This window comes from Allobosea sp. GW821-FHT03A12 (assembly GCF_058986765.1).
The window spans coordinates 172,909-192,420 of the sequence record NZ_JBYSVZ010000004.1; the positions used below are offsets into that span (position 1 = coordinate 172,909).

Consider the following 19,512-nt stretch of genomic DNA (forward strand, 5'->3'; position numbering starts at 1 on the left):
CTCGCGCGCGATGGCGTAACCGGGCGCGATGAGCGCCCAGCCCCAGAACCCCGCCCTTCACGACTCCATCCTGATCATCGACTTCGGCAGCCAGGTCACGCAGCTGATCGCACGCCGGATCCGTGAGATCGGGGTCTATTGCGAGATCGCGCCGTTCCAGTCGGCCTCCGAGGCGTTCCAGCGCCTGAAGCCGAAGGGCGTGATCTTCTCCGGTGGTCCGGCCTCGGTGCCTGACGCCAATTCGCCGCGCGCGCCGCAGGAGGTCTTCTCGGCGGAGCTGCCGCTGCTCGGCATCTGCTATGGCCAGCAGACCATGGCCCATCAGCTCGGCGGCACGGTCGAGGGCGGCCATGCCGCCGAATTCGGCCGCGCCGATGTCGAGATCGTCACGCCGTCGGCCCTGTTCGCCGGCGTCTGGGAGCAGGGCGGGCGTTATCCGGTCTGGATGAGCCATGGCGACCGCGTCACGCAGCTGCCGGCCGGCTTCACCGTCAAGGCGACCTCGGAGAACGCGCCCTATGCGGTGGCGAGCGACGAGGAACGCCGCTTCTATTCGACCATGTTCCACCCCGAGGTGGTCCACACGCCGGACGGGTCGAAGCTGCTGCGCAACTTCGTCGTCGACATCTGCGGCTGCAAGCCGGACTGGAGCATGTCGGCCTATCGCGCCGAGATGATCAAGAAGATCCGCGACCAGGTCGGCACCGGCAGGGTGATCTGCGGGCTCTCCGGCGGCGTCGATTCGGCGGTCGCGGCCGTGCTGATCCACGAGGCGATCGGCGACCAGCTCATCTGCGTCTTCGTCGACCACGGCCTGATGCGCCTCGGCGAGGCCGAGCAGGTGGTGACGCTCTTCCGCGACCACTACAATATCCCGCTGGTCCATGTTGATGCGGAAGAGCTTTTCCTCTCCGAGCTTGCCAAATGCGGTGCCGATCCCGAGGCCAAGCGCAAGACGATCGGCCGGCTCTTCATCGACGTCTTCGACGCCGAGGCGGCCAAGCTCGGCGGCGCCGATTTCCTCGCCCAGGGCACGCTCTATCCCGACGTGATCGAGAGCGTCTCCTTCAGCGGCGGTCCTTCGGTGACGATCAAGAGCCACCACAATGTCGGCGGCCTGCCCGAGCGCATGAAGATGAAGCTCGTCGAGCCGCTGCGCGAGCTGTTCAAGGACGAGGTCCGCGTGCTCGGCCGCGAGCTCGGCCTGCCCGAGGCCTTCGTCGGCCGCCACCCCTTCCCCGGGCCGGGCCTCGCCATCCGCTGTCCCGGCGAGATCACCAAGGAGAAGCTCGACATCCTGCGCAAGGCGGATGCGATCTATCTCGATGAGATCCGCAAGGCCGGCCTCTACGACGTGATCTGGCAGGCCTTTGCCGTTCTGCTGCCGGTGCGCACCGTCGGCGTGATGGGCGACCATCGCACCTACGACCATGTCTGCGCCCTGCGCGCGGTGACCTCGGTCGACGGCATGACGGCCGATTTCTACCCCTACGACATGGCCTTCCTCGGCCGCACCGCGACCCGCATCATCAACGAGGTCAAGGGCATCAACCGGGTCGTCTACGACGTGACCAGCAAGCCCCCCGGCACGATCGAGTGGGAATGAGGGCGTAAACGACGGCGCCAGATGCCTATGCCTCTGGTACTCCGAACCGCGCTTCTGGCGCTTGCCGTCGCCTTTCCATCGGCCAGTTTCGCTCAGGAGGCCCGTACCTTCGAAGCGGCCGACGGCGCTTACAGCTTTCAGTATCCGTCGAATTTCGGGTTGGATCGCCAGTTCGCTGACGGCACCGGCGATGTGACCGGTGTCAAGGCTTCCTCGCCGGCCAATGGCGATGTGATCATCACCTTCCTCGGGCCGCGTGATCCCGGTGGCCTTGCGGAGATCAGCGAAAGGACGCGTGAGGCGATCGCCGACGAGTTTAGGAAGGCGATCGCCGTCCGGCCGACGATCACGCTGCAATCGTCGGCGATGACCACGATGTTCGGGCAGCCGGCTGTCGACATGGTCTTCAGCAATGCGCGATGGCCGTTCACCAAGGAGCGGCCGCAGATCAAGCGCTATGTGTTCACGGTGGTGAGCGGCAAGGCCTATAATTTCGAGTGCATCTACCGCGAGGACAAGGCGACTGAGTTCGCGCCGGCCTATGAGCGCGCCGTGTCCACGGTGCGGCTGAAAGGCCCCCGGCGCACTTCAAGACCTTGAATAGCCGAGCGGCGAGAAGCCGCCCGCGCTGATCTCTCTACCCGCTCACGCTGACATTGCCTGGCGCGCTGCTTCGGGACAAGAGAAGGGTGCCAGGAGGAGCCGGATGGCCGAAGCAGAGCAGATCGCCAGAGGCGGAAGGCCGATCACGGCGGACAGCCTGACGCGGGACCTGCTGTCGTTGGGGATACGTTCCGGCGACGTTGTTCTCGTTCACGCGTCCCTGAGCTCCCTGGGCTGGGTCAATGGTGGACCCGTCGCGGTGATCGAAGCCCTGCTTCGGGCGGTCGGGCCGGAAGGCACCATCGTCATGCCGGCGCAGTCGGCGGACCTCAGCGATCCCGCGAACTGGGGCGCTCCGCCCGTCCCGGCGTCATGGCACCAGACGATCCGGGAGACGATGCCGGCCTATGATCCCGGCACCACGCCGACGCGGGACATGGGCTGCATCGCCGAATTGTTCCGCACCTGGCCCGGCGCCTTGCGCAGCGATCACCCGTCGGCGTCGTTCGCGGCGCGTGGTCCGCTCGCCGGACAGATCATCGGCCGTCATGACCTGGGCGACCCGCTGGGGGAGGGCTCGCCGCTCGGCGTGCTCTATCGCCTCGATGCCAAGATCCTGCTGATCGGCGTGGATTTCGACAGATGCACCGCCCTGCACCTTGCCGAGCGCAGGGCCTGGCCCGACCGGCCGAGGATCGCCGAGGGCGCGCCGTTGATGCGCGACGGGCAAAGGCAATGGGTCGCCTTCGACATCCCGAGCGTGATGGACAGCGCAGCTTTCCTGCCGATCGGAGCGAGTGCGCTGCGATCGGGAATGGCCGCTGCGCGGGCGCTTGGCGAGGGCCGGGGAACCCTCGTCGGGATGCGGCAGATCGTCGATCATGCCGTCGAGCTCTGGACCGCAGGCCGGTGAGACGCCTGGTCGTCGTTGCGATTGTCGCCGGATTGGTTGTTGGCCTCGCCACGCTGCTCGCCGTTCTGGCGCTCTCGGGCTTCGCCGACGTGCCCTGCCAGGACGGCAGCTGGGACGCGGTGAAGAAGACCTGCATCCCCGACTGAGAAGGATCGGGTGTCCGGAGTGGACGGAGCGCGCTTGTAGCTGTCCGACGGGTCGCTCGCCCTTGGTTGTGCCGAATCTGTGCGCTAGGGGCGGGCGGTGATCGTCGCTCGATCGAGGAAAGGAATTGCTTTGAAGCTCCATGCGAAGCTGCTCGCTGCCGGAACGCTGACGCTGACCACATTGACGCTGGCGGCCTGCCAAGGCGAGACGCGCCAGGCACAGGTCGGCGGCGAGCCGGGCCTCTGCCGGCGCGACGCGGCCGAGGCCCTGGCGGGCAGGAGCCGCGTCAGCGATGACGAGGCGCGCCAGCTCACCGGCGCGTCACTGGTCCGGCAGATCCGGCCGGGGCAGGGCGTGACGATGGATTTCCGGCAGGAGCGCGTCACGATCGAGACCGACCCGAAGAGCGGCAAGATCATCCGCGCCCTTTGCGGGTGAGGCAGGCCACCGCTGCGGTCGGTCCAATGCGGTAATCCCAAAGGGGTGGTTGGGATACTCCATGCCTGGTTGCCGCGGCGTTCGCCGGCGCTAGCGTGAGGCGCAGAAACCATTCGCCGAGAGGCGGTTCAGATGGTCATCGCCCTCGTCATCCTCACGGCCGTGCATTTGGTGATTGCGGGCCTGATCGCGCTCAATTCGGTTCTCGAAGCCGAGCGTGATCGGCTCACCGCGAAGGACATTCTTGTCGTCGCTTTGGTCAGCATGTTTTGGCCGGTTCTCGGCTGTGCCCTGCTGTCGGCACAGGCATGCCGGAAGCTTCGTCCCGGGAAACGCGAGCTGCTGCCTACGGTACGCTGAGGTTTCCACGCTCGAAAAAACGGAGCCCCGGCAGGCTCTTCCCGCCGGGGCTCCGATTGCCGAAGGGCATGTGCTCGGCGACGCGGATCAGAAATGCGCCTTCGGCTGAAGCTTCAGCGTCGTGCGCGTCGTGTCCGCCATCTTCGACAGCAGCCAGTCGGGATTGCCGAGGTTGAAATAGGCCTTCAGCAGAACCCGCCAGAACATGCGCTCCGCCTGCGATGAAGGTCCGTGCTGCGCATAGATCCTCGCGCATTCGGCGGCGGTGCGGCTGCCATGGATGGCGCTGTTGTTGACGCCCGTCCGCCGGAAGCAGGCGATCGGCTTGTCGATCCGGCCATAGGGCTCCTTCGCCAGGGCCCGGCAGAACATGTCGTAGTCGCCGGCGTCGCGATAGGCGATGTCGAACCCGCCCAGTTCCTCGAAGAAGGTCCGGGAGAAATAGGTCGCCATGTGCATGATCGGATTCCAGCCCAGACAGACGAGCATGGCGGGGGTCATCCAGTTCGGAGGCGCCGCGAGCCCGCCGAGACCGTGCCCGCTCGAATCGATCCAGCGGATCGCGCCGACCACCCAGCGACGGCGGCTCTTGCGATAGGCGTCGACGACAGCTGCCGCAGCGCCCGGAAGCATGACGTCGTCGGCACCCAGAAAGCCCAGCAACTCGCCTGACGAATTGAAGGAGCCCTTGTTGATGGCGTCGAAGATGCCGCTGTCCTTGCCCTGCATCACCTTCAGCCCGTAGCTCCGGGCGAGCTCGACGGTCCCGTCGGTGCTGCCGCCATCGACGATGACGTGCTCGATCTCGATCCCGCGCGTCGCATTGCGGCGCGCGGACTCGATGCATTCCTTGAGATAATCGACGGCGTTCAGCGTCGGGGTCACGATGGTCACGATCATTGGCGCGGTTCCGCAGTTGGGGCCGGTTCGGTCAGACATGCCGGGAGGCGATCGCCATGTCCGGCCTCGCCGGGATCATCGGCAGCGGCGCGTCCTCCACGGCATCGGGCTCCTCGACCACTGGGATCCGGGTCACCGCGTTCTGCATGGCCCACATCGCCGCCTGGGTGCGGTTCCGGACCCGGACCTTCCGCAGGATCGCCTTGACATGCACCTTCACGGTAGCCTCGGCGATCTCCAGCTTGCGCGCGATCACCTTGTTGGATTCGCCGAGCATGAGCCCTTCCAGGATGCTGACCTCGCGGGCCGAAAGCCCTTGGAACGGTGACCCGTCGGCGCGGCGCTGCACGCCCTGCAGCAGACGCTGCGGCTCGACTGCGACCTCGGAGAGTTGCAACAGAAGTTCGGGCGGAAATACCGCGCCGTTGGCGATGACGACTTCCAGCGAGGTGATGAGATCCTGCGCGGACACGGATTCGACGAGATAGCCGACCGCACCGAGCTGCATCGCGCGGTGCATCAACTCCCGACTGCCGCGCAGGGCGAGCGCGACGATCTTGGCGCTCTTGAACTGTCGCTTGATGTCGCCGACGATGGAACAAGACGTGTCGTCGATCACGATGATGAAGAGATCAGGTGCTTGCTGGCCGCTATCGTATCGTTGAAGGTCGAGACTGGTCGTTCTCTGGCTGACGTGGAACCGGGCGCCATCCAACAACTTGGTTATGCCCTCCCGAAGAAGTGCATTGTCGCTCAGTACGGCGGTCTCGATGATGTCTGACATCGGTACTTCCCTCTTACTCGACACAAAACTAGGGTGGCGGAAGCGACGAGGCGCATATCGCCCCGGCCGCATCAGCGGAGATATTCCGTTGTGCTGTTGAGAAATTCCGAGATGAGGCAGGCGGTGACTAATCCGATACGGCCACACGATGACACTAAGGGATGCGAGCACCCCGAATGTCATCGTTAATAATTAGTTCATTCGGATGTAGTCGTCTTGTCAGGAAAAATACGATCCCGTCAGGAAAACCCTTACATGCGACCTGCGACAAAGCGTCCAATTTTACCAGCTAGGCTTGCAGGATGTACGGAGATTGTCTTCAGGTTGCCGTAGAGGAAGACGCCGGGGCATGGCCGCTGAGGGCGCGAGCCGCTTCAGCTGGTCTGGTCGGTTTTGAGGATGCGCATGAGATCCTTGGCGAGTACGGCCGCCTCGGTGCGATTGCGCACGTTGAGCGTTCGCATCAGCGCGGAGACGTGGATCTTCGCCGTCGGTTCCGCGATGTGAAGCGCCTGGGCGATCTCCCGGTTCGAGAGCCCGTCGGCGAGCAGCGTCAGGACATCGCGTTGCCGGCGCGTCAGTCCGAAGGGGTCCTGCTGCGAGCCGAGCCGGCGCTGCGGCGTCTCGCGGGGACGGTAGGCCTCGGCCGCGGAGCCGAACGGAGTGAGGCCGCGCGGAACCGCCAGGCGCCCGGCCAGGACCTCCTGGACCGCCTCGATGATCTCGTCGTCCCGCTGCAGCTTCGAGATGAAGCCGTGGAAACCCTCCGCGATGTAGTGGAGGACCTGGTCGAAGGTGCCGTTGCTCGAGATGACGACATAGCGTGTCGTCGCGGAGGCGCGCTTGAAATCCCAGATGACCTGCGGATCGGTAGAGCCCGTCAGGCCGAGGCTGACCAGCACGAGATGGATCGGCTGTTCCTCCATCAGGTTGCGCATCAAGCCGTCGAAGTCCTCGGCTTCGAGAAGCTCGGCATCCGGCAAGGCGACCTGCAGGATGGTACGCAGGCCCGTGCGGTAGAGTGCATGTTCGTCGGCAACGAGGATCCTTGCCATGGTCGTGCCGCCGCTCTGGTCGCCTTTTCGGTGGGAGATGCGACCGTGATGCCGGGTTCCGCCCGTCACTGGCGGGTCCCGAGCGCAGGCTCCTATCCCCGGGGACTTTGGTAGCGGGAACGGCCCGGCAAGTCGCGACGCTCTTCCGGAGATGCCGTCACGGGGCGTGTGGCCATTATTGTTCCAGTCACGCCAAGCTGAGTACTCCGCACAGGAGACACTCCAGTAGTTCAGCGCGCCAATGGCTTAGTCAGGGCTGTCAGACGTCGAGAATCCAGCCATGGCTGGCGCCGTATCTGATGATGTCGAGGCGGGAGTGCAGCATCAGCTTCTTGCAGGCCCTGTAGCGATAGGTCTCGACCGATTTTATGCCGAGGCCGACACGCCGGGCGATCTCCTTGTTGGAGTGGCCGACTGCAGCCAGGCGCAGGACCTGCATCTCGCGATAGGTCAGGGTGTCGCTCGCTGTCACCGCGCCCACGCCGGCCGTCGGACACAGCTTGCGGATCCATTCCGAGCGGAAATCCTCCAGGTCGGAATCGATATAGACCCCGCCGCTCTGGACCGTCCTCAGCGCCTGCTCCACCTTCTCGCTGGCCGACCCCTTGAGGACATAGCCGCGAATGCCGGTCCGGAGCGCCTTCTGGACGTAGCTGGGCTCCTCATAGTGGGTCAGCATGACGATGCGGATATCGGGCAGCTCTTCGAGGGCTCGCTCCGCCAGCGTCAGGCCGCTCATGCCAGGAAGCCCCATGTCGAAGATGGCGACGTCGGGGCGCTGGCCACGGACGAGCACGAGCGCTTCCGCCGCGCAGCTCGCCAGCCCTACCAGGTCGAAATCCGGCAGGCCGAGCACCAGGGCCTTGAGCCCCGCCAGCACGACCGGGTGATCGTCGACCAGGATGATCCGCGCCGTCACGAGGGAACGCTCCGCGGCGATGCGTTGCTCAGGGGGGCCGTCGCGCTGACGATCGTGCCCTTGCCGCAGCGAGGTCGGATGTCCAGCGTCCCGCCGACATCGTCCATGCGTTGGCGCATGCCGTGAAGGCCGATGCCGGGGCAGGGGCCGCTTCCCGCCTGCCCGGCCTCGGATGAGAGGCCGATGCCGTCGTCGGCGATCGTGAGCGAGACCGACGTGGCCGCGAAGTCCAGCGTGACGTCGAGCTTGCGTGCACCGAGCGCGTGCTTGAGAGCGTTCGTCAGTGCTTCCTGCGCCACACGATAGAGCGCGTCCTCGACAGCGGGCGGCATTCGTTCGGGCTCGGTCCCCTTCTTCCGGAAGGAGAGATCGATCCGCCCGTCCGCTGCGAACGAGACCGCCATGGTTTCGATGGCTCGCCTGAAGCCGAGCTCTTCGACGACACGTGGCCGGCCACTGACGACGGCGTGGTGGATCTTGCGCCCGACCCCGGCGACATGCGCGACGATTTCGTCGAGGCGCTTTCTCGCCAATCCTTTCGTGCTCTCCTGCAAAACTCTCAGCTCCGCGAGCACCTGGGCCATCTCTTGCCCGGCGTGGTCGTGCAGGTCCCGCGCGATACGTTCGCGCTCGTCGGCTCGGATATGGTTGAGCTCATCCTGGAGCTGGTGCGTTCGTGCCTCCACGACACGCAGTGCTTCGGCGACGAAGCAGTATTGCTCGACCAGCCGGACGCGGTCGCAGCGCAACTCGTCGAATTGCTGCATGGCAAGGCGACGCTGCCGCTCGGCGGTCAGGCGCCTCATCCGCTCCGCCGCGGCCGAGAACCGTGCGTCGAGCAGGGGGAACAGGCGTAGCAGCAGCGTTGCCGGCTGGTTCTTGCGCCGCGGGACCAGGACATTGCCGAAGCAGCGATAATCGCTTGCGCCATGGGAGCCGTCGAAGCCGACCCTCTCGATCAAGGGCTGGCGCGAGCCCGAGCAGGCAAGAAGATAGCTCTGCAAGGCCTCGACCCGGCTCGTGCAGAGATCGAGCAGCGATGCGTCCGCGTGCCCGGGGGCGAGCAACTGGCTTGCGGCGCGGTTGAGCGCACGGATGCTGCCATCGCTCAAGGCGATGATCGATGGCTCGAGATAGGTCTCTAGATCCGGCTCATGCCGAAGCTGCAGATGCATCATCTCGGAAATATTCCCTCGTCTCCGGACCTGGTTCCGTACGCTTCAGATGCAGAACCACGCGGCATTGGGCCGCGCCCCTGGCGATCGTCTCCTCCAGGTCGACTGCGGCGTACCCGACCGCGTTGGCGCTCAGGCGCCCGAAGATGTTCGATGTCACCATGCAGAGTGAAGGATGGTTCGCCGCCGCCCGCCCGAGCGGGCACGAGCAGTTGCTGAACACGACCCGGTCTTCGTCGCGCTCGATGACGGAGAAGGCCCCGCCAGCGCGATTATTCAGATCGATCAGGACTTCAATCAACTGATCGCGACTGAGATGCTGGACGCCCAGTGCCACTTTGTACTGCTTCTCGATATCCGTGCCCAAGCGCGCGGCGATGCCGCTGACATAGGCGCACGCGTCCTCGACCCCTGCGATGCTTTCCAGCAGTTCAGCCAGGTCGGCGACCAGGGTGTTGAAAAGACCATGATGGTCGAAGTCGATATCGAGTGCGCCGATATTCGGCGAGGTGTCGGCTATGGACGGATTCACGCTGGTTCAACTCCTTGAATTGACCATTACCTTAGGCAAAGGCAGGTCAATGGCAGCCTGTACGCAGATCATTCATTGCTTGAACGAAATTTCATCTCCCGGTGATTGCTCCGAGCGATCGTCTGGCGTGAGTGAGTGTGTTCTTGTCGTTGAATGAGTTGTTTGCTTCAGATCATAAAAATCTGAATCCAAAGGCGTTTATTGTAGAGATTTTTTGTTTCAGGATAGATAATAAAACCGTCCCAGCATTGAGAGTTTTAAGTCTCGCGTGGGTCTCAGTTAAAGTATGAGCAAAAAAACTGTCTTTTTTTGTGCCTTCCAGGCAATGTCGGCCATTCTCGAAACCTCCCCGATCGCTATGTCAAGCATGCAAGAAAAACAGCTGCAGGCTCGGCAGGAGCAAGGCGGTTATAGGGAGGAGCGAACGTGACCTCCCGCTTACAGTCCACATCTACCCTGTGATAATAGCACATTATCACGACTTGTCTGCTTGATTATGAGCGGTGGCGTCCAAAAAGGCTTGCGGGAGACACGAATTCTAACGTAAGTTGCATATCGGGTATTGATCTGAGCTTAGGAGTGAGCCTTTAGAGCGCGTCTTGCGTATGTAGTTTGAAGAATTTTCCGGAAAAAATTCATCTTAATTATAGATCTAAATTTTAGATAAAGATTCAAAATATTAGCGAATGTCTATTATGGTTAAAAGTTGCGTTTTTTACGCTGTGATAGTGTTGCGTTAAATTGCAACGGTTGTTTGTTATTCAGGAACTGCGGGTTGACCTCCCGCGGTTGGGCAACCGGCGGCGGGAAATCCTCAAGGTAAGAAATTCGTGATCGCGGCTCCCGATCCCGTGAGCCTTCGATGCGAAGTCATGGAGTGGCAAAAATCTAGGCATGACCTAAGGTCATTGTTGACAATGGTTCACATCCGTCAAGATGTCGATTGCAGCTCGCTTCCGGCGTTCACTTGGCGAGAAGATTCGGCCGGTGAACGTGCCGGTGCAACTTCAGCGAGATCAGCTTGCGAAATCGCTTCCAGGCGAAGGGCAGGAAGCTCTGCTCGGCGTGATCGGACGGCGTGCGCAGCACCAGGCCGGGATCGATCAGCATCGCCCCTCCAGTCAAGGCGGCGAGGCGGCGGTTGAAGACGAGATGCTCGCAGATGGCGGGGCCGGCCTCAAGATAGCTGCCGAGGCGATAAAGGTCGGCGCGGTAGAGGCACAGGCCGTTGAAGGTCGAGGCGCAGCTGATCTCACGATCGGAGGTGAGGGCCCGCTGGTGCGGGTAGATCCGTGAACGGAAGAAACGGTAGTACTTCACGATGCCCGACCGACTGATCGCAAGCTCGTCAAGCAACGTCACGAAGGATCGCTGCTCGTCTTCGTAGGCCAGGAGATCGTAATAGTGCGGGCGCGAGCTCGCCGACACCCCGAAGATGCCCGGTCGATCGAGTTTCGCAGCCGCGGCGAGCAGCGCCGGGACCGTGGGCGGCGCGGCGATGACATTGTCGATGTCGAGTACGCAGACGAAGCGGGGAGCGAGGCCCGAGGCTTCGAGTTCGCTCTTGAGCCGTTCCCGGCCGAGCGCCATCCGCCTGAGCCGCTCCGGCTCGCCCGCCATGAATGCGGTGGGGACGAGGCTGATCTCTCCCTGCGACTGGGCCTGCTGGAGCAGCTCGTGCGTTCCGTCCCGCGAGCCGTTCTCGCCGACGAATGCGACGACGCTCGAGCCGCTGCGCCTCAGCGCTCGCAGCAGCTCCAGAAAACGTGGGATCGTGGCGGCGCAGTCCTTGGCCAGGGCCAGGAAGGCGAAATCCGGCCGCAGGTTTTCCGCCTCTCTCACGTCTTGGGCGCCCTGATGGCGATCAGCGACTTCGGCAGGAACAGGACGTTCTCGGTCAGGATCTCCGCGTCCGGAAAGAGCTCGGCGAGCTGGGCGCGGTCGAGCATCGTGGTGCCTTCGACGATCTGCATCGCCTGGTCGAGGGAGGCTGCCTTCGCGTAGAAGCCGCGGGCCTTGCTCGACACCATCCGCCGCTGCAGCGGCTGCGGCAGCCAGTGCATGATCGGCGCATTGCTATGCGGATCGAGCGGGAACCAGAAGTTCGGCGTCTGCACATAGTAGGCCGGCGCCAGCCGCCTGATCTCGGCCGCGACGCGCTTCATGTCGGCCCAGCGCCCGACATGCTCGATCAGCGAATTGGAGTGGACGAAGTCGAAGCTCCCGTCGCCGAACGCATTGACGTCGCGCGCATCGCCCTGGACGACGTGAAAGCGCGGATCGGGCGAGGGCGGCTTGGCCTCGATGTTCAGGAGCCAGATCTCCACCCCCGAAGGCGGCAGGTCGAACTGCCAGTAATCGGCGTCTCCGCCCAGATCGAGGATGCGGCACGATCCCCGTGCCTTGATCACGGCATCGATGATCGGGCGGACATAGGTCTTGAAGCGTTCCTCGCGGAATTGCGAGCGGCGGAACGAGCGCGGAATCATGTTCATGAGCTCTTCGCCTCGCGATGATCTATCGGTTCCCGAGCGCGATCCTAACGTTGGGCGCGCAGTCGGCAGCCCGGTCCGACGACTGAACGCTAGGGCTTCTGGACTAAGCCGTTCTGGGCAGGCGGACCCTGATCGGCCCGGATGATCCGGCCGTTCGCTTCCTGACCGAGATCGCGGAAGCGTTCGTAGGAGACCGGCTCTCCGCCCCAGATGAACAGCGGGGCCTCGGTCGGTCGGCGCAGCACATAGGTGTTGCGGTCGAACCGGTTTCCGCCCGTTTCGATGATCCGGAAATTGGGATTGGAGTCGGGCACGTCGCTCGCTCCGCCGGAGAGCCCGGCGTCTCCGTCGTAGACGACTTCGTTGTCGTGCACGGAGTTCCGCGCCGTCAGGTAGAACAGCTTCTTTTGGCCGTCCTTCCGCCTGGATTGATCGAGCCGCTCGCGACCCTGGTCGACGATGACGATGCCGGTGCCGCCCGGGGCCACGGTGACCGTGTTGCCGTAGACGCTCACGCCTTCGGAGGCCGCGATCTGGATGCCGGCGCCCCAGATCCAGGCGCTGCCCTGCTGGCCGCCGCGTCCGGTCCCGTTCAGGCGCACCGTATTGTTGCGGATGATGGCGTCGAAGCTGATCTCGTAGAAGATGCCGGCATCCGCATTGCGCTCGACGAGATTGTTCTCGAACAGGACGTTGCGGCAATCGACATCGCACCAGAGCCCCGAGCCGTAATTGTCGTGCACATGGTTGCCGCGCAGTGTCAGGCGCTCGACCTTGCCTGCCTTGACGCCGCCGGCCTCCCAGGCAGCGTCGAAGCCGTAGATGTTGTTCTCGTAGATCTCGTTGTCTTCGATCACGACATCGCTGCCATTGGGCGAGATCCCGAGCTGGCCGTTGTGATGCACCTTGTTGCGGCGCACGACGCTCCTCTCGCCGGTCGCGATGCCCGCGCCGCTGTTGAAGCGGACCTCGTTGTCCTCGATCAGCCAGTCGGTAGCGCGTGCGTTCTCGTCGCCGAAGATCGCACCCTGCTGGGCGGGTGTCGCATATTTCTCGACGATCAGGCCCTTGACGGTGACGCCGCGCGCACCCCGATTGTTGAACGCATAGAGTACGCGCGTCCGCTCCAGGGTCCGGCCGCGCGGGTCGTCCGCGAGATAGCTCAGCCCTGTCGCGGCATCGGAGTAGACGCGTCCCGGCTGCAGCTCGGCCCGGTCGGAGACCGGCTCCAGAGGCTGGCCATCGAGGAAGAAGCGCCGCGGATCGTTGCAGCGCGCCCGCTGGGCCAGGCAGGAGCCGAACGGCTTGACCCCGAACTGAGGCATGGCGGTCACCCAGAAGGCGTCCTTCCGGCTGATATCGGTGATCAGTTCGGCGCCGTTCAGGACGGCGCCGGGCTGGCCGATGAAGGTTTGCCGGTCCTTGGGGACGATCATCTGGGCGCGATGGAGGCCGGCTGCGATGCAGAAGGCCGCTCCCTGCGGGGCCTTGTCGACGAGGGGCTGGATGGGCACGCCGACCGGCACCGGAATGGAACCGGGCGGGCAGGGGGCGCTTTCGGCGGCCTCGGAGGGAGGGCTGCCGAGCAGCGCCACTGCGCCAAGGAGGATTGCGCCAGCGATCTGGGCTCCCTTGCGCGCCGCACCGCCGAGGCGAACAGGCGGCTCGACGACATGCCAGGCGCGATAGACCATCAGCGAGCCGAAGCCGATCCCGAACAGGATCCAGAAGGGGATGCCGAGCATCGGCCCTTCGAGCGCGACGTCGAAGGAGGCGTCGATGACGATCGAGGCGAGGTAGCAGACCAGGAAGACGAAGTAGCGTGCCCAGTCGAGATCGCCGCGCCGCCAGGCGAGATGGGCGGCCCGCAGCAGTGCGAGCGTCCAGCTGCCGATGGTCAGGAGCCAGAGGGCGAGGCCGGGCACGCCGCTCCGGGCGAGGTAGGTCATGTGCACGCTATGGGGGCTGCGCACCGTCGGCCCGCCACGTTCGAGGCCGACGACGAAGCCGTCCGCCTCGGCCAGGTTCATGCCGAAGCCCTTGCCGGTCCAGAAATAGGGGCCGTGGACGGTGTAGTTGCGGATCGCCTGCCACCAGCCCAGCCGCCATTGCTTGGTCCCGTCGAGATTGTTGGCCTCGCTCGATCCGGCGACGCTGGCGAGGTTCTCGACCACGGCGGCCGCGCTGATCGGCCGTTCGCCGCGCGGCAGGTCGATCTCGAGATCGGCGGCGGCGGCCAGGAGCATCACGACCGTGAGGGCGGCGGCGATGGTGGCGAGGCGGCCGATCTGGCCGGTCAGGATCATCGCCAGAACCAGGGGGAGCAGCAGGGCCAGCATGCCGCCGCGGCTTTGGCTGGCGATGAGCAGGGCCGCGCCGAGCGCGACGACGACCCAGCTCCGGCTGACCTTGCACAGCCCCACCAGGACGAGCACGAGCGCACCGCAGAGATGCGCGGCGAGTTCGCCGGAGCGCACCGAGATGATCTCGACATTCTGGCCGGGCAGCTTCGGGATCGAGGCGAAGAAGAAGCGCGCGATCAAATAGAGGACGATCGCGATCGGGATCAGCACCCGCACATGGATCCGGAAATAGCCCATGATCTGGGCGATGCGGATCGGGCGCTCCACCAGCAGCGCCGCGACGATGAAGGCGAAGCCGCCATAGAGCGCGACCGCTCCGTCGCGCAGCGCGTCGACACCGTAGGGGCCGATGCCCTGCAGCGTCCGCAGCAGCACCCAGCCCATCAGCAGGGCCGCGCTGAGGGCCGGCACGGTTGTGAGCAGCGCCGTTGTGCTGCCCGAGGCGAGGAAGGCGAGCAGGCCGAGCGCGAACAGCATCTCGCCGACGAAGAGCGGCGGCACGCCGAGATAGGCGAAGCTCTTGCCCAAGACGACATAGCCGGCAAAGCCGAGCGCCAGGATCGGCAAATAGCGATCCGTCGCTCGCCGGTCGGCCGCGGTGCGGGCCGGTGCTCGTGGCATTCCATTCACGGTCCACCCTCGCTCTGCGTGGCGACTGCCGTTGCGGGAGGAGCGTAACCTCCGGCTGGTCCCAAGCAGGCTGGGCATCCGAGGTAGCCATGCCGGCGAGGCGGCTGGCCCACGTTCCTTCTGGGCAGTCCCTATGCCCAGCGCCGTTAGGAAGAGGGCGACGCTAGACTTCACCCGAGAAGATGCGGCCGGGTAATCGTCGATGGAGACCCGATGACGTTCAGCGCGGGCAAGATGGGTGGGCATTTCGGCCGGGCGCGGCGCGAGCCGGGCCGTGCCGTCTCGGATCAGCGCAGGCCCGGCAAGCTGTCCGAGACCATGCGGGCGCGGCTCCTCGCCATGCGCGATCCGGCGCTGTCCTTCACCGACCAGGCCCTGTCGAGCGCCTGCAATTTCCTGACGACCATCCTGCTCGCCCGCGCGCTCGGGCTCGAAGCCTTCGGCATCTACACCATGGTCTGGCTCGCGCTCTATCTCGCGATGAGCCTGCAGCTCGGCCTGATCGTCAGCCCGATGATGAGCATTGGCACGAAGGAGCAGGGGGCTGAGGCCGAGGCCTATTACACGATCGTCTTCCTGCATCAGGCCGGCTACGTCGTCGTCGCCAGCGGCGCGATCTTCGCTGCCTTGACATTCGTCGCAGGCTCGGACTCGACGCTGGCCGATGCCGCGCTGCCGGGCGCGATGGCCGCAGCCTCCTATCTGACGCAGGACTTCCTGCGGCGCTATCTGTTTGCCCGGCGTCGGCCGGCCGGAATCCTGCTGATCGACGCGATCAACCAGGCCCTCAAGCTCGGCGCGCTCGCGGCCCTCTGGCAGGCCGGAATGATTGGCGTCGCGACTGCGCTTTGGGCCGTCGCCGCCGCCGCTGCGGTCTCGACGCTCTGTGGCCTTGGCATGTCCGGCCCGCTGCTGTGGCGCAGGCAGGTTCTGGCCAGCGTCACCCGGCGGCAATGGCGCTCGGCGCGCTGGCTCGTCCTCACCGGCTCGGTGCAATGGGTGCTGAGCTATAGCGGGCTCCTGGTGACGGCGGGCCTGTTCGGGCCGAAAGTGCTCGGCGCGCTGCGGGCGGCGCAGAGCCTGCTCGCCGTGCTCAACGTGGTGCGCGAGGCGCTGGAGAACATCGTTCCGCCTCTGGCCGGGAAGGCGTTTGCCGAGGGCGGCATGCCGGGGCTCCACCGGACTCTCCGTCGCGCCATGCTGTTCGCCGGCCTCGTCGGGGCCGTGACGGTTCTCGGCCTCGGCCTGTTCGGCCCCTGGTTGCTGCACCGGCTCTATGGCGGCGAGATACTCGAATTCGACTGGGTGATCATCTGGTATGCCTTCGCCTTCCCGATGGCACTGACGAGCCTCGTCCTCGGCTGCGCCTTCCGGGCGCTGGAGCGCACGCGGCCAGTCTTCGTCGCCTCGCTCGTCGGAGGTTGCTTCAGCCTGCTGGCGGTCTATCCGGCCGCGGCGGCCTTCGGCGTGGCCGGACTGATCGCGGTGACCCTCCTGTCCGAGCTCGCCGCCCTCGTCGTCCTGGTGATGCTCGCCCTGCGCGTCCCGGGCTTGCTGGCGAGCCAGCCGGCCGCGCCGGCACGCGGCCGCACGGTGACGGTGGCATCGCGATGATGGCGCTGCCGCCCTCCCAGGTGCACCTCTGGTGCTGCCGTGTCGATCTGCCCGTGATGGAGGCGGCCGAGCGACGCGGGATCCTGTCGGATGAGGAGCGCGCCCGCGCCGACCGCTTCCATGACACGAAGGCGCGGGTCGCCTTCATCGTGGCGCGCAACTGGCTGCGGCGCGTCCTGGCGCTCTATGTCCCGATTCCGCCGCCTCGGCTCCGCTTTGGCGAGACGGCGTTCGGCAAGCCCTTCCTCGTGAACGAGTACAGCGGGCGCCCGATCGCGTTCAATCTCAGCCATTCGGGCGAGCTCGCGATCGTTGCGGTTACACAGGGCATGCCGGTCGGCGTCGATATCGAACGGATTCGGCCGGTCTCGGCCGATCTTCTCGCCGGCTGTCTCGCCCCGCGGGAGTTTGCCATGCTCGCCGCGCTGACGCCCGAGCTGCGCGAGGAATCCTTCATCCGCTGCTGGACGCGCAAGGAAGCGTGCCTGAAGGCGATTGGGGTAGGCCTCAACGGCTCGCCATCGAGCTTCGAAGTCTCGCTCGATCCGTTCCGGGCACGGCTCCTGGCGGTGGAATCCGACCCGGCCGAGGCCGATCTCTGGCAGCTCGCCGATCTGGAGCCGGCGCCCGGCTATTGCGGCACGCTGGCGGCGCGCCATCGCGGCTGGTCGCCGGTCTGGATGGCCCGGCCTTAGTTGCGCCGGCGCAAGGTTCCCGGATCATGCTCGGCTCTGCCCCGTGGCCTCGAGAATCCGCTCGGCCATGGTTCGCGAGCCGGCTTCGGAGAACGCGCCTTCATGGCCTTCGCCGTCGACCGAGAAGCAGGGCGTGCCCGGCGCGAGATGGCCAGCCCAGCCCAGGGTCGCATCCGGGGGCCAGCCGGCCGGGATCGCGCCGCTCCGGAAGATCAGCACGCGCCCGTCATAGTTCGGCAGCGCGTAGCGCTGGACCAGGGCCTCGAGCTCGTCGGTCGTCCGCCAGAAATCGGCCTCGTCGGCAGCCTCCTCGGCCGGGCGCCAGAAGATCAGCCGCTTCGCCTGCCGGACGGCGGCTGTCGATTGCAGCCAGAACGACATGCGCGTCACGAAGCTGCGTGGGCCGCCCTGCCAGAAGCGCCGGGCGAAGCGGCCGGCGCGCTTCAGGCGGAACCACAGGCGTGCGCCATAGGGCAGCCGCAGGAAGTAGCCGGGCGCCCAGCAGTCGATCAGCATGACCAGATCGACCTGCCTGCCGCTCGCCAGCAATTGCTTCGCGACCTCCAGGGTGATCACGCCGGAGCGACAGAAGCCCGCGAGCCGATAGCCACCTTCCGGCTTGGTCGCGACGATCGCCTCGCAATAGGCGGCCGCGAGCTGCTCGATCGAGCTCGGAGCCGCGCCGTTCACCAGCGGGTCGAGCAGTTGCAGCGCAGCGAAAGGCTGGTCGGGGCCGAGCTCCTGCGACAGGGGCCGGTAGAGACGCAGGTTGTGGGCGGTGTGGTTGAGCGCGAACAGGGTTGGTTGCGTGCCGGTCTTCTGCAGCCAGGTCCGGCGCAGGGCCGTCACGTCGATCACCGGCGGCAATGCCGGTGTCGCCGGCAGCCAGAGCGGCGATGCGATCGGCAGGGAGATCGGCGCCGGCCGCGGCAGGCGTGCAGCCGGGTCGGCGACGAGCGTCTCCGCCAGGTTCTCGAACTGCGCCGCCAGTTCGTACGCGGTCGCTTCGTCGTAGAGGTCGCGATGGTACTCGCAGGTCAGGCGCCAGCCCTCCTCGCGTTCGACCAGGATGAAGTTGAGGTCGTAGAGCGCGCCCGGCAAAGGCGACGGAATCCCTGATAGCTGAAAACTGTCATTGGCGAGCTCGCCGATGAAGGCGCGCTGGACGATGAAGTTGATCGAGATCGGTGGCCGGCCGGCATCGCCATGGGTTGGCAGCAGCGCCACGAGCCTGTCGAACGGCCATTGGTGATGATCGACTGCGTCCTCGAACGTGTCGCGCGCGGCTTGGCAGAGATCGAGGAAGCTCTGCTCCTCGGAGGCCTTGGTCCGAAGCACGAGCGTATTGACGAAGGGGCCGACGATCGTCTCCAGCTCGACATCGTCCCGGTTCGCCATCTGCGTGCTCAGCACGAGGTCGGAGGCGCCGGTGCGTTGCCGAAGCAAGGTCAGGAGAACGGCGTAAGCGACTGAAAAGAAAGTCGTACCTTCCTTGCGTGCCAGATCGGCGAGGCCGGCGGTCAGGGGGCGGGGAAGCAACCGCGACAGCGAGGCGCCGTGCGTGCTCCGTGTCGCCGGCCGTGGACGATCGCCCGGGACTTCGACGATGGGCAACTCGGCGAGCTTGCGCTGCCAATAGGCCTCCTCGCGTGCGAGCACGCCGCCTTCCAGGCTGTCCTGGCTGCCTTCGGCGAAGTCGGAATATTGCAGGGGCAGCTCGGGCAGGACCGGTTCGCGGCCACGGCCGAGCGCCTGATAGGCCGCCACGAAATCCTTTGCGATGAGGCCCATCGACCAGCCGTCGCTGACGATGTGGTGGGCGACGACCAGGATCACGGCCTCGGCCCGGCTCTTGCGCAGCAGCGTTGCCCGCAACAGCGGCGCTTCACCGAGATCGAAGCGCGTGCAGGCTTCGCTCTGGGCGATACGGTCGGCCTCCCGTGTCCGGTCCGCCTCGGGCAGGCCGGAGAGGTCGATCTCCGGCAGCTTGAATGGGACGTGTTCGGCGATCGCCTGGACGGGCTGGCCGTCTTCCAGTCGGATCGCCGTTCGCAGGGATTCATGGCGGTCGAGGATCGCCTGGAACGCATCCTGCGCCAGGGACGCGTCCAGATGCCCGCGGATCCGCCATTTCACGGCGATGTTGAGCGCCGGCGTGCCCGGATCCCTGCTGTCGATCTCCCAGTAGCGCTCCTGCGCCGACGAGCACTTGGCCGTCATCACGATGCGCTCTGGTTCGCGCAATTGTGGTTCCGGCTCGCGGGTGAACTGGTTTGCCATGAT

The 19,512-nt window shown here is 65.5% G+C and carries 18 protein-coding genes; 8 read left to right on the plus strand and 10 right to left on the minus strand.

Features of this window, described 5'->3' with window-relative positions; translation table 11 throughout:
- Window positions 1-28: 28 nt before the first annotated feature.
- From guaA to AC3WLC_RS15145, 6 genes are all read left to right on the plus strand, one after another.
- Window positions 29-1,606, plus strand: a complete 1,578-nt coding sequence (gene guaA, locus AC3WLC_RS15120) for a glutamine-hydrolyzing GMP synthase (protein WP_493684755.1) — start codon at window positions 29-31, stop codon at window positions 1,604-1,606.
- 21 nt (window positions 1,607-1,627) lie between these two features.
- Window positions 1,628-2,206, plus strand: coding sequence for a hypothetical protein (locus tag AC3WLC_RS15125; RefSeq protein ID WP_493684756.1), 579 nt, complete (start codon window positions 1,628-1,630; stop codon window positions 2,204-2,206).
- Between the two features lie 106 nt (window positions 2,207-2,312).
- Window positions 2,313-3,122: an AAC(3) family N-acetyltransferase gene (locus AC3WLC_RS15130; RefSeq protein WP_493684757.1), complete on the plus strand. Its 810-nt coding sequence runs from the start codon at window positions 2,313-2,315 to the stop codon at window positions 3,120-3,122.
- Window positions 3,119-3,268 (plus strand): hypothetical protein, encoded by a 150-nt coding sequence (locus AC3WLC_RS15135; protein WP_493684758.1) that lies wholly within the window; start codon window positions 3,119-3,121, stop codon window positions 3,266-3,268. Before AC3WLC_RS15130 ends, AC3WLC_RS15135 begins: the two co-directional genes overlap by 4 nt.
- 130 nt (window positions 3,269-3,398) lie before the next feature.
- Window positions 3,399-3,707, plus strand: a complete 309-nt coding sequence (locus AC3WLC_RS15140; protein WP_493684759.1) for an I78 family peptidase inhibitor — start codon at window positions 3,399-3,401, stop codon at window positions 3,705-3,707.
- A gap of 132 nt (window positions 3,708-3,839) precedes the next feature.
- Complete coding sequence (locus AC3WLC_RS15145; protein WP_493684760.1) at window positions 3,840-4,067, plus strand: hypothetical protein; 228 nt, start codon at window positions 3,840-3,842, stop codon at window positions 4,065-4,067.
- Window positions 4,068-4,154: 87 nt separating this feature from the next.
- On the opposite strand, the gene AC3WLC_RS15150 is transcribed toward AC3WLC_RS15145, so the two are convergent.
- From AC3WLC_RS15150 to AC3WLC_RS15190, 9 genes are all read right to left on the minus strand, one after another.
- Window positions 4,155-4,967 carry a glycosyltransferase family 2 protein gene (locus tag AC3WLC_RS15150; RefSeq protein ID WP_493684761.1) on the minus strand — a complete coding sequence of 271 codons (813 nt, stop codon included), beginning with the start codon at window positions 4,965-4,967 and terminating at the stop codon, window positions 4,155-4,157.
- A 31-nt stretch (window positions 4,968-4,998) separates the two neighbouring features.
- Window positions 4,999-5,751 (minus strand): LuxR C-terminal-related transcriptional regulator, encoded by a 753-nt coding sequence (locus AC3WLC_RS15155; RefSeq protein WP_493684762.1) that lies wholly within the window; start codon window positions 5,749-5,751, stop codon window positions 4,999-5,001.
- A 374-nt stretch (window positions 5,752-6,125) separates the two neighbouring features.
- A complete protein-coding gene (locus tag AC3WLC_RS15160) occupies window positions 6,126-6,806 on the minus strand; it encodes a LuxR C-terminal-related transcriptional regulator (RefSeq protein WP_493684763.1) in 681 nt (226 codons plus the stop codon).
- Between the two features lie 259 nt (window positions 6,807-7,065).
- The gene (locus AC3WLC_RS15165) at window positions 7,066-7,725 is read right to left on the minus strand and encodes a response regulator (RefSeq protein WP_493684764.1); all 660 of its coding nucleotides are present in this window, start codon (window positions 7,723-7,725) and stop codon (window positions 7,066-7,068) included.
- Window positions 7,722-8,903 carry a sensor histidine kinase gene (locus tag AC3WLC_RS15170; protein WP_493684765.1) on the minus strand — a complete coding sequence of 394 codons (1,182 nt, stop codon included), beginning with the start codon at window positions 8,901-8,903 and terminating at the stop codon, window positions 7,722-7,724. Before AC3WLC_RS15170 ends, AC3WLC_RS15165 begins: the two co-directional genes overlap by 4 nt.
- Window positions 8,878-9,432: a methanogen output domain 1-containing protein gene (locus AC3WLC_RS15175; RefSeq protein ID WP_493684766.1), complete on the minus strand. Its 555-nt coding sequence runs from the start codon at window positions 9,430-9,432 to the stop codon at window positions 8,878-8,880. The genes AC3WLC_RS15170 and AC3WLC_RS15175 overlap by 26 nt, the downstream gene beginning before the upstream one ends.
- A 963-nt stretch (window positions 9,433-10,395) precedes the next feature.
- Window positions 10,396-11,274: a glycosyltransferase family 2 protein gene (locus AC3WLC_RS15180; protein WP_493684767.1), complete on the minus strand. Its 879-nt coding sequence runs from the start codon at window positions 11,272-11,274 to the stop codon at window positions 10,396-10,398.
- Entirely contained in the window at window positions 11,271-11,927 is a 657-nt protein-coding gene (locus AC3WLC_RS15185) for a methyltransferase domain-containing protein (protein ID WP_493684768.1), read from the minus strand. The genes AC3WLC_RS15180 and AC3WLC_RS15185 overlap by 4 nt, the downstream gene beginning before the upstream one ends.
- A gap of 89 nt (window positions 11,928-12,016) precedes the next feature.
- The gene (locus AC3WLC_RS15190) at window positions 12,017-14,911 is read right to left on the minus strand and encodes a right-handed parallel beta-helix repeat-containing protein (RefSeq protein ID WP_493684769.1); all 2,895 of its coding nucleotides are present in this window, start codon (window positions 14,909-14,911) and stop codon (window positions 12,017-12,019) included.
- A 222-nt stretch (window positions 14,912-15,133) separates the two neighbouring features.
- Between AC3WLC_RS15190 and AC3WLC_RS15195 the strand changes: the two genes are divergently transcribed.
- Both AC3WLC_RS15195 and AC3WLC_RS15200 read left to right on the plus strand, forming a co-directional pair.
- On the plus strand, window positions 15,134-16,534 hold the full coding sequence (locus AC3WLC_RS15195) for a lipopolysaccharide biosynthesis protein (protein WP_493684770.1): 1,401 nt from the start codon (window positions 15,134-15,136) through the stop codon (window positions 16,532-16,534).
- Window positions 16,531-17,229 (plus strand): 4'-phosphopantetheinyl transferase family protein, encoded by a 699-nt coding sequence (locus AC3WLC_RS15200; protein ID WP_493684771.1) that lies wholly within the window; start codon window positions 16,531-16,533, stop codon window positions 17,227-17,229. Before AC3WLC_RS15195 ends, AC3WLC_RS15200 begins: the two co-directional genes overlap by 4 nt.
- A gap of 24 nt (window positions 17,230-17,253) precedes the next feature.
- Here AC3WLC_RS15200 and AC3WLC_RS15205 read toward each other — a convergent pair whose 3' ends face one another.
- Window positions 17,254-19,509, minus strand: a complete 2,256-nt coding sequence (locus AC3WLC_RS15205; RefSeq protein ID WP_493684772.1) for a condensation domain-containing protein — start codon at window positions 19,507-19,509, stop codon at window positions 17,254-17,256.
- Between the last annotated feature and the right edge of the window lie 3 nt (window positions 19,510-19,512).